Annotated in this window: 12 protein-coding genes and 8 pseudogenes; 13 read left to right on the top strand and 7 right to left on the bottom strand. The window is 60.3% G+C overall.

Features of this window, described 5'->3' with window-relative positions; translation table 11 throughout:
• Nucleotides 1-260 precede the first annotated feature (260 nt).
• Together NHAM_RS28610 and NHAM_RS21155 are read left to right on the top strand one after the other, a co-directional pair.
• Complete coding sequence (locus NHAM_RS28610; protein ID WP_245270114.1) at nucleotides 261-719, top strand: low affinity iron permease family protein; 459 nt, start codon at nucleotides 261-263, stop codon at nucleotides 717-719.
• A 244-nt stretch (nucleotides 720-963) separates the two neighbouring features.
• Nucleotides 964-1173: a twin-arginine translocation signal domain-containing protein gene (locus NHAM_RS21155; protein WP_041359521.1), complete on the top strand. Its 210-nt coding sequence runs from the start codon at nucleotides 964-966 to the stop codon at nucleotides 1171-1173.
• A 29-nt stretch (nucleotides 1174-1202) separates the two neighbouring features.
• Here NHAM_RS21155 and NHAM_RS25575 read toward each other — a convergent pair.
• Nucleotides 1203-1405: pseudogene (locus NHAM_RS25575) on the bottom strand (transposase); the annotation flags it as partial.
• A 1375-nt stretch (nucleotides 1406-2780) separates the two neighbouring features.
• A pseudogene (locus NHAM_RS25565) lies at nucleotides 2781-3171 on the bottom strand (transposase); the annotation flags it as partial.
• 253 nt (nucleotides 3172-3424) lie between these two features.
• Between NHAM_RS25565 and NHAM_RS28605 the strand changes: the two are divergent.
• From NHAM_RS28605 to NHAM_RS21130, 3 genes and pseudogenes are all read left to right on the top strand, one after another.
• Nucleotides 3425-3613, top strand: a complete 189-nt coding sequence (locus tag NHAM_RS28605; RefSeq protein ID WP_245270111.1) for a hypothetical protein — start codon at nucleotides 3425-3427, stop codon at nucleotides 3611-3613.
• Nucleotides 3614-3640: 27 nt separating this feature from the next.
• Nucleotides 3641-4398 (top strand): annotated as a pseudogene (locus NHAM_RS25560) (IS5 family transposase).
• Between the two features lie 78 nt (nucleotides 4399-4476).
• Nucleotides 4477-5579 (top strand): annotated as a pseudogene (locus NHAM_RS21130) (IS630 family transposase).
• Here NHAM_RS21130 and NHAM_RS25555 read toward each other — a convergent pair.
• Nucleotides 5562-5765, bottom strand: coding sequence for a transposase (locus tag NHAM_RS25555; RefSeq protein WP_081435085.1), 204 nt, complete (start codon nucleotides 5763-5765; stop codon nucleotides 5562-5564). The pseudogene NHAM_RS21130 and the gene NHAM_RS25555 sit on opposite strands and share 18 nt — an antisense overlap.
• A 382-nt stretch (nucleotides 5766-6147) precedes the next feature.
• Between NHAM_RS25555 and NHAM_RS25550 the strand changes: the two genes are divergently transcribed.
• Entirely contained in the window at nucleotides 6148-6318 is a 171-nt protein-coding gene (locus tag NHAM_RS25550; RefSeq protein WP_011504970.1) for a DUF2934 domain-containing protein, read from the top strand.
• Nucleotides 6319-6361: 43 nt separating this feature from the next.
• Here NHAM_RS25550 and NHAM_RS27160 read toward each other — a convergent pair whose 3' ends face one another.
• Both NHAM_RS27160 and NHAM_RS21125 read right to left on the bottom strand, forming a co-directional pair.
• Entirely contained in the window at nucleotides 6362-6532 is a 171-nt protein-coding gene (locus NHAM_RS27160; protein WP_157043817.1) for a hypothetical protein, read from the bottom strand.
• 307 nt (nucleotides 6533-6839) lie between these two features.
• The gene (locus NHAM_RS21125; protein WP_041359519.1) at nucleotides 6840-7889 is read right to left on the bottom strand and encodes an IS110 family transposase; all 1050 of its coding nucleotides are present in this window, start codon (nucleotides 7887-7889) and stop codon (nucleotides 6840-6842) included.
• A gap of 161 nt (nucleotides 7890-8050) precedes the next feature.
• Between NHAM_RS21125 and NHAM_RS21120 the strand changes: the two are divergent.
• The 3 genes and pseudogenes from NHAM_RS21120 to NHAM_RS21110 all read left to right on the top strand — a co-directional run.
• Nucleotides 8051-8482, top strand: a pseudogene (locus NHAM_RS21120) (transposase); the annotation flags it as partial.
• 473 nt (nucleotides 8483-8955) lie between these two features.
• Nucleotides 8956-10278, top strand: coding sequence for a group II intron reverse transcriptase/maturase (gene ltrA / locus NHAM_RS21115; protein ID WP_011504973.1), 1323 nt, complete (start codon nucleotides 8956-8958; stop codon nucleotides 10276-10278).
• 97 nt (nucleotides 10279-10375) lie between these two features.
• Nucleotides 10376-10786, top strand: a pseudogene (locus NHAM_RS21110) (IS5 family transposase); the annotation flags it as partial.
• Nucleotides 10787-10873: 87 nt separating this feature from the next.
• On the opposite strand, the gene NHAM_RS21105 reads toward NHAM_RS21110, so the two are convergent.
• On the bottom strand, nucleotides 10874-11356 hold the full coding sequence (locus NHAM_RS21105) for a hypothetical protein (protein ID WP_011504975.1): 483 nt from the start codon (nucleotides 11354-11356) through the stop codon (nucleotides 10874-10876).
• Nucleotides 11357-11800: 444 nt separating this feature from the next.
• Nucleotides 11801-12049: pseudogene (locus tag NHAM_RS25545) on the bottom strand (IS110 family transposase); the annotation flags it as partial.
• Between the two features lie 101 nt (nucleotides 12050-12150).
• Between NHAM_RS25545 and NHAM_RS26225 the strand changes: the two are divergent.
• The 4 genes and pseudogenes from NHAM_RS26225 to NHAM_RS28595 form a co-directional block, all read left to right on the top strand.
• Nucleotides 12151-12612 (top strand): annotated as a pseudogene (locus NHAM_RS26225) (IS30 family transposase); the annotation flags it as partial.
• 273 nt (nucleotides 12613-12885) lie between these two features.
• Nucleotides 12886-13257, top strand: coding sequence for a DUF883 family protein (locus NHAM_RS21085; RefSeq protein ID WP_011504978.1), 372 nt, complete (start codon nucleotides 12886-12888; stop codon nucleotides 13255-13257).
• 113 nt (nucleotides 13258-13370) lie between these two features.
• Nucleotides 13371-13814: a hypothetical protein gene (locus NHAM_RS21080; protein WP_011504979.1), complete on the top strand. Its 444-nt coding sequence runs from the start codon at nucleotides 13371-13373 to the stop codon at nucleotides 13812-13814.
• Nucleotides 13783-14259, top strand: coding sequence for a hypothetical protein (locus NHAM_RS28595; RefSeq protein ID WP_245270120.1), 477 nt, complete (start codon nucleotides 13783-13785; stop codon nucleotides 14257-14259). The genes NHAM_RS21080 and NHAM_RS28595 overlap by 32 nt, the downstream gene beginning before the upstream one ends.
• Nucleotides 14260-14336 lie beyond the last annotated feature (77 nt).

Here is a 14336-nt window from a genome sequence, read left to right as displayed (position 1 = left end):
AGTAAATGCCCGAAGTCAACGAAGAGCGAGTGGTATGGAATAAAGTCTTTTACGCCGAGACTTTTGAGTTACGCGACGAGAATTCCTGCCAACACGGCCGTAGAGAGCCGCATCCACGGGCTAGATCTTTTCGCCAGAAGGACTCGCAAACCCTGGGGAACTTTCTTCCGGTCGTGTGCGTTCATTCGCCGCGGCAGGCCTTGTTTATCCGCCGCGCAGATTTTGGAGGCCTGCGGAGGAAACCACCCGTGTTGAAACAAGTGAATGCGCGTGTGGCCGGACCCAATGGCAGCCGCTATTCCAAGCTGTTCGGAGAAATCGCAAACCGCACGTCGCAGGCCGCCGGTCGCGCTCTGACGTTCACCATCGCGGTCGGCGTCGTGATCGTCTGGGGGATCAGCGGCCCCGTCTTTCACTACTCCGATACGTGGCAACTCATCATCAATACGGGCACCACGATCGTGACCTTCCTGATGGTATTCCTCATCCAAAACTCTCAGAACCGTGACAGCGCCGCCATTCAAGTCAAACTCGACGAACTGATCAGGGTCAGCACGGCCCAAAATTCCTTTGTGGGAATTGAACATCTCACCGACGAAGAAATCGAAGAGATTCGCGTCAAGTGCGAGCGGCGATCCGAAGCGGAAAAGGCAGGCAAAGCCGGGGTTGAGGCGACCGATAGGAAGGCTCGTCGGGAGGCCGATCGGGCCAGCGATTGAGGTTTTCGGAATCTGGGTGCCTGAAGGTCGGAACAGGCTCGGCAACGCTGCGACCCGTCCGATACCACGTGCGGCTCCTGTGATGATGGCAACCTTGTTTTCCAGTCGCTTCGATGACATCGACTTGTTCCTTCCTATTGTGTCGGCGCATTGATTTCAGCGACGCAGGCTCAAGCCAATTCCGATTCATCCCCTGCCCGCGAAGATGAGGTCGATGCCGAGCAAGATGCCGATGACATAAAGGCTGGAAACAGCCCGTGCGTGCAAGCGTAGAGATTTTGTCAAGGGGTGTGCAGCGGCCTCTGTCCTGTTGCTGCCAAGCATCGCCAGCGCCGCCAAAGGCAACAACGCGAATAACGCACCGGTCTCGGGTGCCGATTTGCACATCGAGAAATCGATCAAGGCCAACTTCGGCGGTGGCTTCTCGGTACGGGCTCACTTACGGCGCCGCTGACTCAGTCACAGGACGTGTCGCGGGCGTTTCCCTGTCTGCCGCCAAGGGACAAAGCGATTATAGCAAGTAGTGCGGGGACCATTGGGCACCGGCAGGTCGGCAGGGCCAGAGAGCGCCTGAGCGCAAGACCCAAAAGATGCCTTTCAGGACGCGCCGGTCGTCAACACGAGGAATGCCACCCGGCAAACGACCTGATGGCAGCCCATTCAAAGTCCGTGAGTTCATACCGCATGGTTCGAGGCCCCCAAAAGTAGCGAACCGCAGCCGCCGCTATGCTCTGCAGTCTTTAGCTTGGACTCGTCTTTGCCCTGAGCATCCCGGCGATTGCGTGGATTGAGAGTTCCGCATTGATTGTGGTTCTGTTTGTGTCCGTGGCTCTTGGAGTTGGCGCCGTGCTTTGGTGGCATTGGCATAGAAAGAAGCCCATCCCAGATTGATACAGCGTTTTTAGAAGACAAGCAGCGGCGCGGCATTCGATCCGCAATGCCGAGCCGCGGAGGGTAAAGAGCCCATCTACTTCCCGAAACCAGAGTTTGAAAAAATCCTAGGCAGCATGCGGGGGCGTCGCTCTTTCAGGAGCAGGCGATGCAGCCCGATGGTCGCGGCAGGAGTTTTCGTGAATAAGGTCGATCAGCCGTGCCGTGCCACCGCGGACGGGGATCAAAGTTGGCAGAAAAATGAACCCACGCGGGCGAATGGCGTTAGTAGTCAATTCTTGCAGTACGCGTAGCATCAGTTTTCAGATCCAAAATGAGTACACCTACCTTCGCGAAAGCCGTCGGCTTGACGCAAAGCCATCCATTTCCCGTGGGTGTGAAGCTCACTGAAGCGGATCGTTACCGACCTGAGCGCGCATGTTCTCTATCGCTCTCGGGGTACTGCCCGCAAGGGACGTATTGGGCCGCCCAAACGCGCGGCCAATGGCAAAAGGAAACGTGAGCTCAGCGTTTCGTGTGAGGCGGAAAATTATCGTGGTAAATCCATGAACGTTCGAGATCGTCGCCATACTTGAGGCTTGAAACGCTGCCTTAAAAAAGGTCCGTCGACGTTGTCGGCGAACTTACCTTCTAGCTCGGTGGTCAGTCCAAGCGCGATGTCGGAATAACTGCGTGGCTCGGCGATCACGTTTTGAATTGGCGTGATCGAATTCGATGATCAGGCATTCCCGGCCGAAGCCGCAGATGACACACAGAGAATTTGGAAGTCGCCGCTCATCGAAAGTATCAAGCCGTCACTCGCGCGGAGGCTTGAGCACCAAGATATACACATGGCCGGGCGGCGTGGGTGGTGTCACGTGCGGTTCACGCTGAACGCGGCCAGAAGGCGAGGCGCGCCGCGGATGCTGCGAGGTGACGACTTTGGCCCCATTCGCTCAACTCTGCAATGATGGCATTTGCTGTCGAAGGCCTTGTCGGCGATGAAGCCCTCAAAGGCGAGTCCGTCGATCAGCGGAGCTGACGCCCCGGTCCGCGCCAGTATTTTGGGAGCTATGCGGGATTTTGGGTGACGAGGTTGATCAGGCGGCGTGGTGAGCCGGCATTGCAGTGACCTCGATTCCGTTTTTGAATTTGACGCCTTGAACAACCTTTGGCAACTGGTTCTCGCCGTTCGGCGTTATCTTCCATTCGGGCCTGAAGGTAGACCTCGTCCGCCCACACGTACACGTATCGCCGTGCCGAGAGATCGCGCTTCTGCCAGGCGTCGTAATCCGCCTGTCACTCCGCCGTCAGCCGCGAGATCGCGGCCGACGACAGGTTCGGCGCGTTCTTGCCTAGTAGGGCAGCGAGGGCCTCCTGGAAATCGCCGGTCGACACTCCGCGTAGGTAGAGAACCGGCAACAGCGCATCGAGGCTCTTCGTTCGCCGCGCCCATTTTAGGCAGGATCACCGAGGAAAATCGAATTTTCTCCTCCGCCTCCACCTCGCCCCGATCGCGCACCTTGGCGCGACAGATTTCGACAGGTCCGACTCCGGTCTGGATCGCGTGACGCGGACCGTGCCGAAGATCTTCTCGATCCGACCTCGTATCCGATGAATGGGCTGGTTCCAGGCAGCAAGGTGTGCCAGCGTTCCGGCTTCATGTCGCCCCCACATGCCGGTGGCGACAATGCGCGGTGTGCCGCCCCTGGCGCGGACGGCATCGCCGAAATGGTCTCCCCGATAGGCGCTGTCGGCAATACCTCGCCGGGATTGTCGGGCAGTGCTGCGGGGCCGGCCTTGCTATCGTTGATGTTGGCGGGCGTGACGGCGATTTGTTCCACAAGCGCCGTATCGGCATTGGCGCCAACACGGGCCTTGAAGCCATGAACAGCCGGCTTGCCTTTGTGGTTGACCCAATGCGCTTCGCCATCATCTTCGCTGGCCGATGCGATGATCGTCGCATCGCCAAGCGTGCTAGGGTCGGGACCCATAAAATGATTCCTTCTGCGCTGAGTTTGTGATTCACGGTCTCCGACAGGAGGCCCCTCATGAGTCGCGATTACTTTTGGCTAACGAAGGATCAGTTTGCTCGGCTCAAGCCGCTTCTGCCTAACGATACGCGCGGCAAGCCACGGGTCGATGATCGGCGGGTCATCAGCGGCATCATCCAGGTGCTGAAGTCCGGTGGACGCTGGATCGATGCGCCGGAGGTCTATGGTCCGCGCAAAACACTCTACAATCGCTTCGTCCGCTGGGCAGCGAAGGGCGTATGGGTAGACATATTCCACGCACTCGCAACGGCCGGCGGACCTCCTGCGCAGGTCCTGATCGATAGCTCGGCCGTGAAGGCGCATCGATGCGCATCTGGCGGCAAAGGGGGGAACATCAGCAGGCCATCGGCCGATCGCGCGGCGGGCGGACCACGAAGATCCATGCTCTGACCGACGCCGAGTGTCGTCCCGTCGCGTTCTTGTTGACCGGGGGTCAGATAGCCGACTGCACCGCCGGAGCGGTTCTGCTCGAAGAGATGCCACGTTCCGCGATCCTGCACGGCGACAAGGGTTATGACAGCGATGCCATCCGCCGACAGGTCGAGGGAAAGGGTGCGATGCCGAACATCCCGCCCAAGGCGAACCGACGCTGGAAGAATTGCTTCTCGCCCGTCCTCTATCGAAGCCGCAACGCGATCGAGCGCATGTTCTGTCGCCTGAAGGACTTCCGTCGCATCGCAACCAGATACGATCGTCTCGCAATCAATTTCCTCGCAGCCGTCTGCATCGCTGCGGCTGTCAGTTACTGGTTATGAGTCCAGACCCTAGTCACCTGGAACTGAAGCTCGTTTCATTATAAACTGCCGCATTCGCAAGAGTGCGGGAGCGCAGTTATGGCCAACGCGGCAGGACGCCCGGTTTCTCCCTTGATCCTCAGCGCGGATGAGCGCGCGTATCTCGAACGGCAGGTTCGTCGTCATCGCGTGGCGCGTTCTTTGTCTGAGCGATGCCGCGTCATCCTGCGATGCGCGGATGGCATACCCAGCAAATCCGTTGCGCACGAACTGGGTGTCCATGAGCATACAGTTGGCAAGTGGCGTCGGCGCTTTCTGAAGGGGCGCATCGAAGGGCTCTTGGATGAAGCCCGCCCTGGCAGGCCTCGCACGATTGATGACGATCAGGTCGCTGCAATTATCGAACGCACGCTCCGCTCCACGCCGAGCGACGCCACGCACTGGTCCATCCGTTCGATGGCGACCGCGACCGGCTTTTCGCACACGACGATCCGAAGGATTTGGAACGCCTTCGGCTTGCAGCCGCACCGTTCGGAGACATTCAAGCTTTCCAGCGACCCATTATTTGTCGACAAGGTCCGCGACATCGTCGGTCTTTATCTGTCGCCGCCCAATCGGGCCCTGGTGCTCAGTGTCGACGAGAAGAGCCAGATACAAGCGCTTGATCGCGAGCAGCCGGTCCTGCCGATGATGCCGGGCATTCCGGAACGCCGGACGCATTCCTATATCCGCCACGGCACAACATCGCTGTTCGCGGCCCTCGATGGTGCTTCCGGATTTGTGATCGGCAAATGCTACAAGCGCCATCGTGCTGCGGAGTTCCTCGACTTCCTGAAGCAAATCGACGCTCACATTCCCGACGGTCTCGATATCCATATCATTATGGACAACTACGCCACTCACAAAACTGCTGTGATCAAATCCTGGCTGGTGCGACGACCGCACTACCATGTGCACTTCACGCCAACATCAGCATCGTGGATCAATCAGGTCGAGCGCTGGTTTGCTGAACTCACCCGCAAGCAGATCCGCCGCGGCGTCCATACTTCGACCAAGCAGTTGGAAAAAGATATCCGCGCCTCATCGAGCGGCACAATGAAAATCCCAGGCCATATCGATGGACAAAGTCAGCTGACGAAATCCTCGCCTCCGTCAAACGCTTCTGCCAGAAAACTCAGCAAACCTTATGCCACGAATTTTAGATTCACCTGACTAGTCTGGACTCGGATCGCTTTGGCCTTTAATTGGCCGGTGATCGCCTCGAACAGGGGCTTGTCCAGTTTATGATCCACAAGGGCCTTGCGGAAACGGACGAAGGCCGTGCGTTCGGGCGCTGGCTCCGAAGCTGAAAACCCGCAGAAGCGCCGAAAGGAAGCTCGATCGTCCAGCGCCCGGCGAGCTTCACATCAGACAAATCGTACCAGACTGCCAGCAGCATCGCCAATCGCCGCAAGGCAAAGATCAATCGGCAAATAGCGTCACGGGCCCACGGGACAGTAATACTGTCGTTCCAGAGCGAGTTCACGTGCTTCGCCGATCTAGCAAAGGATCGAGTATGAGCGATCGGCGCAAACGAGCGAGTGACATGAGAAAGGCCGCTCTGGACGAGCGGCCTTAATGTGCGGCGACATCAAGAAAAGAGAATTGGCGGGGCCGAAGCCCCGCCGGCGACACTTACCTGAACGCTGCCATCTGGACCAAACTGAGCGGCGAGGAACGAATATTTCAGATGGACGTTGGCTCGCTCGGAACACTAGGGGAAAAAATGTGATGACAGCCAAACCTTCAGAAGAAGAAATCCGTCAACGTGCCAAGCAGCTCTGGGAGGAGCACGGAAAACCTGAAGGCCGCGACGAAGAGTTTTGGCACACCGCAGAACGAGAGTTGCAAGGGGTGCAGGATCGGGGCGAAGATATGAAGGGCAGTCCCGGCGGCGGGTGACTACCAACATCAAAGGACGAGTCCGTCCGGCAGACCATTATGTTCAAGAACTTTCAGCACGCCGTTCGATGCTGCCTGCGAGTTTCATCCAGTCACGCGCCATTTCTAGCCAAGCCTGCTTATCAAAATCGCTGCGGGCCTGCTCAGCGGCTTTGCGGGAGCTTTCGGCCAGCGCACGGTACCTCATCAGAATATCGTCGCCAGTAACGCTCACTTGGGCTGTAATCCGGATGAGTTGGCCTAAGAGCCTTCTCTGATTGGGATCTTTGAAGTCAAGCTGATCCTGCTCGCTCGTCCAGGTTGGTCGTCTCGTTCGCGTGGGTCACGCGCTTCTCTCCGCGGTCGGCGCAGAACCGCCGCATGATGGGGTCAGGAAGGCGAGGTGTCTCAATCTGTTTCACGACCTTGCAGGCAACTTGCCGACAGGCTCCAGACTCTCAGCGAGATCATCTTGCCCTTCGTCCCCACGGGAACGATCCGCTTCACCCTCCGGGCGAACTCCTTGTGCTCCTCTTGTCTCCTCAGGCTCCGACCAGGCCGGTGGTCGTCCCGGTCTGCTTGCCGAAGCGGAACTCGGTTTTGTCGCTCCACATGCGATGCAGCACGACGACGAGCTTGCGGGCGACGGCGACCCGGGCACGGGCCATGCCGCGGCCCTTCGCGATCTTCATGCCCCAGGCCCGCAGGCTCGACCATTTGCGGCTGCGCACGAGCAAACTATGGGCAGCCTCGTAGAGCGCCGTCCGCGCGAGTTCATCGCCGCATCGGCTGATCTTGCACTGAATGTCTGTTTTACCCGATTGATACCGTGCCGGCGTCAGACCCAGATGCGCTCCCACCGCCCGCGAGGAGCCGAACCGCTCCGGCCGGTCGATCGTCGCCCGAAAAGCCAGCGCCGTGATCGGCCCGACGCCAGGAACGCTCATCAGGCGCCGGCAAACCTTCTCCTCGCGGACGATATCGAGGACCTGCTTGGTCAGGCGGGCGAACTCGCGCAGCATCATGGCGAGGATCGCAAGCAACGGGGTGACGAGCGGCATCACCGAGGCGTCGCTGCTGGCGACTTCCCGGACGCGACCGACGAAGACGGTTCGCGACGGCGTGCCGAGTTTGATGCCGGCCTCCCGCAGAATCGCGCGCACCACGTTCTCGATGGTGCGCATCTCGTTGAGGACCGTCCGTCGGGCGACCAGAAGGGAGCGCCACAGCCGGCATTGCCGGCTCTTGACATGCACCTGCCGGTACCAGCCGGTACGCATGATCTGCGCCAGTGCACGCGCATCGTTGCGATCGGTTTTGTTCGGCATCGTCTTCATCGCCGCGTTGGCCTGACGCGTCTCGATGCAGATCGTCGCCAGCCCTTTGGCGCGCAGCCCGTCGTGAAGCCAAGCCGTCAGCGAACAGGCCTCCAGCCCGATCCGCTCCAGCGGCAGATCAACCTCCCGTAAGGCTTCGCTCAATGCCTCAGGTTCGCTCTGCGCTCGTGCTTCCTTCACGATCCGGCCGCTCTCGTCGACGACGCAGATCGTGGTCTCTTCCAAAGACACGTCAAGTCCGGCAAAATACTTCATGGCTGCTCCTTCGCGATGCTTGTGGCGGTTCGACACCGACCACGTTCTCACATCCTGACAGGAGCAGCCGCCCATCGGCCGAGACCCCAATCACCCCATCTGTTTGAAAATTGGGCTAGGCGGGGATTCCGGTATCGCAGCGAATATGATTCACACTTGGGATGTGGACACGCAAGCAGCGAAGCCAGATGGCCAGGATCGCCCGAAAGACCAAGCGATATCGGTCTGATCTGACGGACGAGGAATGGGAACGGATCGCGCCGCTGATGCCGAAACCAGGACGCCGGGGCTGGCCGCGTGAAGTCGAATTTCGCGAAGTGATCAACGCGGTGCGCTATCTCGTGCGCTCGGGCTGCGGCTGGCGGATGCTGCCCGTGCATTTCGGTCACTGGCGGACGGTTTATGGCTGGTTCCGCGAGTTGGCGCGGCGCTTCTTGTTCCAGACGATCCATGACGTCGAACTGATGCTCGATCGGGAACGGCAAGGTCGCGAAGCAAGCCCGTCGGCTGCGGTGATCGACAGCCAGTCGGTCAAAGCCCCGCATAGCGAGGCGCGCGGCTATGACGCCGGCAAGAGTGCGCCTCGAAGGCGCGCATCATCTATGGAGGAAGGTTCCATCCGGAGAGTTGTCGATTGATCCGGAAGCTGACGAGCGGCGCGGCCGGGCAACTGGCCTCGTCGAAGCCTCGTGACAAAGGCCGCCTTGGGCGGCCGAGCGATCCAACGGGCCGTAACGTGAGTGAAGTTCGAGCAGGCCTCGAAAGAGTCGATGCAGACGCCGACCCGCCTTTTGCTCGGGGAAGGCCGCGCAGACAGGGAAGCAATCGACAAACGCACCTGTCTGGTCTGCCGGGGTATTGGACACAGCACGTTGGAATGGTGATGCGGGTAATCGAGGGAGACCCATCCGGGTCGGAGGTCGCGGCTTCAACACCGCTTCGGAGCGGTGGACCGGACGGGTGTCGGACAGGGTCGTATGACCGTCGAAGCCGGGTAACGCCGGCAGAGGAAAGGATCCTGACTTCTGGTGCGCTTTCGAAGTTGGCGAAGTGGGGGTGATTGGCGATGAGCCTCGAAACACCCGATAAGATCAGGAGCCTTCAGAGAAAGCTGTACTGCAAGGCGAAGGCTGAGCCTGCTTTCCGCTTTTACATTCTCTACGACAAAATCTGTCGTGAGGACGTCCTTCTGCGGGCCTATACGCTTGCCCGCGCCAATGCGGGTGCGCCAGGCGTGGACGGGATGACCTTCGGACAGATCGAGGGAGCGGGTGTAGACGCGTGGCTGGCGGGCTTGCGCGAGGACCTCGTCTCGAAGACCTACCAGCCTGATCCAGTGCGGCGGGTGATGATCCCAAAGCCTGGCGGCGGCGAACGTCCGCTCGGCATCCCGACGATCCGGGACCGGGTGGTTCAGGCCGCAGCCAAGATCGTGCTGGAGCCAATCTTCGAGGCGGGCTTCGAGGACAGTGCCTACGGCTATCGGCCGCGTCGGAGCGCGATCGATGCCGTCAAGGAAACGCACCGGCTGCTATGCCGGGGCTACACCGACGTAGTCGATGCCGACTTGTCGAAGTATTTCGACACGATCCCGCACGCGGACCTCCTCCGATCGGTGGCCCGCCGCGTTCTCGACCGGAATGTGCTGCGGCTGATCAAGCTGTGGCTGCAAGTGCCAGTCGAGGAACGGGATGGCGACGGGAAACGGCACATGAGCGGCGGCAAGAGCAGCACTCGCGGCACCCCCCAGGGTGGGGTCGCCAGTCCGTTGCTCTCCGTCATCTACATGAACCGATTCCTGAAGCATTGGCGGTTGACGGGGCGCGGCGAGGTGTTCCACGCACATGTCATCTCCTATGCCGACGACTTCGTCATCCTCAGCCGCGGACACGCGGAAGAGGCTCTGACCTGGACGAGGGCGGTGATGACGAAACTCGGGCTGACGCTTAACGAGGCGAAAACCTCGGTGAAGAATGCCCGGCGTGAAGGCTTCGACTTCCTTGGCTACACACTGGGACCGCGCCACCTTCCCAATGGAGGTCGCTGGTACTTGGGGGCGAGCTCGTCCAAGAAGAGCATGCAGCGGGTCAAGGTGAAGATTGGCGAACTGCTGGTGCCCGGCAACAAGGGCGCTTGGGACGAAGTGCGAGCACGGTTGAACCGCGTTCTGCGCGGTTGGTCGGCCTACTTCTCCTACGGCGCCCTCGCGTCGGCATACGAGGCCGTCGATCAGCATGTCTATGACCGAACGCGGCACTTCCTCCGTCAACGACACAAAGTGCAGGGGCGTGGAGCGGACCAGTTCTCCCGAGAACATGTCTATGGGGAATTGGCCGTCCGATGCCTTCGACGCGAGCGCAGTCGGTCGTCGCCGTGGGCCTTGCGGTGAAGCCAGTCGGAAAGCCGGATGCGGGAAATCCGCACGTCCGGTTTGATGAGCGGGGACGGGAAACGGGGCAATGCCATCGCGCCCGTCCTCGACTCTACAAATCGTCGGCCGAAAGCGCCACATCGCGGTCGACACGGACGGGCGATTGCTGATGGTCAATCTGACAACCGCCGACATCTCCGACAGCGCAGGCGCGCAAGCGACCCTCGATGCGATTCGCAAACGCTGGCCGTGGATAAAACATCTGTTCGCCGACGCCGCCTACGACCGACTGAAACTGATGGACAAGGCCGCCTATCTGCAGTTCGTGATCGAAATCATCCGACGCCGCGACGGGCAGAAGGGCTTCGAAGTCCTGCCGCGCCGCTGGGTGATCGAACGAACTTTCGGCTGGATGATCCGCTGGCGCAGACTCGTGCGCGATTACGAGCGCCGCATCGACGTCTCAACCGCCATGATCCATGTCGCCATGGCCGGTGTCCTCATCCGCAGAAACGCTCATCCCTGATTTTCCAAACAGGCTCTAAGTGTCCACCTCTCAGCATGTCGTCTCGCTCGGGACGAACTGGGAGATGTGCTCCCAGGGGCGGGCGTCTCATTCGGGCCTTTGGATGAATGCATGGCCCCGCAGGAAAACAGCATCCCTCTCGCGCGGTGCGGCAGCCGGCGCGCCTTGCGACCGCGTGGCGCCCGGCTCGGCCGCCGTCGCGCGCACCGCGCCATGCGGAAGCTGCAGCACGATGGCGATCTGGCCTTCGACCAGACGGGTGAGCAACACGATCTCGCCGTTGGCGAATTCGAGCGCGTCGTGATGCGCGGTCGGCTTGTCGAGTGCGACTTGGCGGAAACGCGCCACCCGATCGCCGATCCGACGCTTCGGCATCAAGGGAAAGTTCGGCACGGCCTTGACCTCGCGCTCAAACGCAATTTCCGTGCCCGGAAGTAGGCAAATCACGACGGCGGGATCACCGACTTCGGTGAAACCGCGCGTCATCGATGTGGGGAACCTCGTCGTCACCAGTCGCTGGCCAGCGGCGGCGGGACGGGACGCAACGTGTTGCAAACTGTAATCGCACATCAGAAGCCTCCATGGTTGAGCGAGATCCCATTTGCACTCCTCAGCATACCCAACACCTCCGACTGAACTAAGTTTCGGGTCGACGGCAAAAACTGCAGGCGGGGGTCGGAAGCCGGCGCTCGCGCCGCGCGCTGATCAATTGGAGGTGCCCCTACTTTTCTGGCTGCAATCCCGGTGAGTTTGCCCATGCGTCGATCGTTGCCGTCGGCCTCGGCCTGCGTAATCTTCTGCTCCCGAACGCCCAGGACCCTTTCGCCAATCCAGCCCGCGGATAAGCTCGTCGGCATAGCGGTCAGACAGGCATCGCGACGCGAGGTACTGACGCGAGCGGGAAGGAGCAAACCAACCCGCCGGCTTCAACCGGCGGGCCGTTCAAGCGCCGACGCGTTTCTACGAACGTATCTTCCACCGGAACGTTCGCGCCTGTACGGTTCAGGGCGCACCGAAAGGCTTCACATAAGACGGCGGCATCAGACGGACGTCATGCCCCATCTCCCGAAGCCTGCGCCCCCAGTCATGAGAGCCTGCGCAAGCCTCCATGCCGATCAGGCATCGCGGATGCTTCTCGAAAAACGCAAGCAACTGGCTTCGGCGAAGTTGGCGGCGAACGAGAACTCGACCGCTTTCATCTACACCATGGATCTGAATGACGCTCTTTGCGAGGTCGATACCGACTGTGGCAAGCTCGGACATGGATGGCTCCTCTGCTCAGGGACAACAACATCCGATTATGGCGCAACGTGACGCCGGGAGCAGGAGCCATCCATACCATCAACCGTTGTCCGGGCGTGTCCTCGTTTGCGGAACGCAAGGAGATCGCGCTTTTTCGCGTTCAGAGCTTTTCAAGACGCGAGACTGGACGCCGACTTGGCCGATCCGTCTCCCGTGAGCTACAACGCAATGCCGCGACGCGCAGCGGTCGCATAGAGTATCGCGCATCGACAGCCCAATGGCACGCCGAACGATCGGCCCGATCTAACCGACCAAGCTTGTGCTCAACAGAAGCTTGCGCCTTGGAGCCGCGACTGGCTGGCGTTGTCATGACCCCAAGCGGCGCTGCAATCCCTGGTCCCGACTTTTCGTGGAAGGGCCGTCGGCATGGCCCGCGAAAGGATCGGCGAGGGGCCAACGCCTGGAGTCCGAAACAGATTGCCCGGCGCTTGCCGATCGACTTCCCGAATGACAAGACGATGCGCATCAGCCACGAAGCCATCTATCAAGCACTCTTTGTTCAGGCCGGCGGCGCTACTCCGCGAGCGGGCCAAAAGCGAGAACGAAACTTCCACAATCTCGGCCGACGACTGTTGCTGAACGCGCTGGCGGTGTTTATCGCGCTCGCGTTCTGGACCTGGTTGTGCGAGGCCGATGGAGGTTTTCTCTCGTCGCCGCTTCTCATCGTCGCACTCATTGTCAAGGATCATCTGACGGTAACTCGCCGCAGTTCCCCGCCGGGTAGACCCGGCGCTGCCGGAACTTACGGCGCGACAGCACGTTTATGCCGGACATGCTTTCAGTTTCAGGAGCTTTAAATGTCGAGCAGCGATGGCGAGGGTGCGATGATGAACTTGACGGATAAAGCGACCTACGAACGCCTTGAAAAGGATTTATCATCCGTGAAAAGCGATATTGCCGCCCTGGCCGATCAGGTCTCCGACGCGCTCGGTACGTTGACCGGCACCGCCAAGAAGCAGACTCGCCGCGGCTACAAGCAGGCCAGGGCCAACGTGGACTCCGTCCTCTCCGATGTGTCAGAGCGCGGCAATGCGGCCATCGATGCGGCGCAAAACGCCGTATCCTCGATCGAGGATACTCTTGAGGAGGCGATCCAGCAGCGTCCCCTCGCAACAGTGGGACTTGCGATCGGACTGGGATTTTTGATCGGCGTAACCTGGCGCCGGTAATTTATTTCTGCCGATCGGGTTGGCGCGGCCGCAGATATCCTGTGGGTCGCCGCCGGCCTGAACGCGCCAGCGGTTTATCTGACAATTGATTTCGAATCGGGGCGAGGCGTTGAATGTTTCAGCGGGCGATCGATGACTTCAAGGAGAGCGCGGGCAACGCCCTGCGGCTGACGTCGCTCGCCGGGGTGGCGGTTATCGCGGGCTTCGTCACAATCCTGTTCCTGTGTGCCGCCGCGTTCGTCTTCGTGTTTCAAAACTACGGCCTGATCGAGGCCTGCCTGACCGGCGCGGCGATCTTCTTCCTGATCACCCTGATCGCGGTCGCAACCTATACGATCCGGCGAAATGCCATGAAGAAACGTGCCGCCAAGACGGCCAGGTCGGCGGCACAAAGCCTTCTCGCCGATCCGATGCTGGTGGCGGCGGGGCTTCAGCTGGTGCGCGCGATCGGCATCAAGAAGCTGATTCCAATCCTCGCCGTCGGCGGCCTGGCGCTGGGATTGCTCGCGGGCCGACGGGACCGCGATGATGACGGCGATGCCAACGACAACACCTGATTTCCGGACAGCAAAAACCTCACGTCACGCAACGACCGCGCTGAAGCTGCTTGGCAATGTCGGTCAGAGTACTCACCACGGGTTCGCACGCGATCGGCGCGATTGTATTCCTCTTACTGAAGGAGTCGCTATCGCAGAACATTGGGCTCTGATCATCGGACCGTTGCTGCTATTGGTCGTGATGTTCGGACGTGACGGCAACGGATGGCTGCGGGCGGCGGATGAACATTATGCCGCCATTGCTCGGATAAAGCGCTCGCCGAAAGTGACGACGAACTGGACCTTCGCTATGGTCCGCTTACGTGGTGGCATTTTCCACTCTTTTCTCAAGAGCAAGTTGCCACGTTTGTGCTTATCCGAGGGACAGATGACGCGGGCTGCGGCCAGGCGAGCCGAGGACGAGCCGCAGGCGCGCCGCACTTTTGGCTTTGGCGGCGATCTATGACGGCCGACGCGGACGGAGGCGGCTGATTTGCTGTCTGTCCGAAAGATTACAAGCGGCAAAACCGTTGAACTGAGCGT

The organism is Nitrobacter hamburgensis X14 (genome assembly GCF_000013885.1).
GTDB lineage: Bacteria > Pseudomonadota > Alphaproteobacteria > Rhizobiales > Xanthobacteraceae > Nitrobacter > Nitrobacter hamburgensis.
This window is presented reverse-complemented; position numbering and strand designations above follow the sequence as displayed.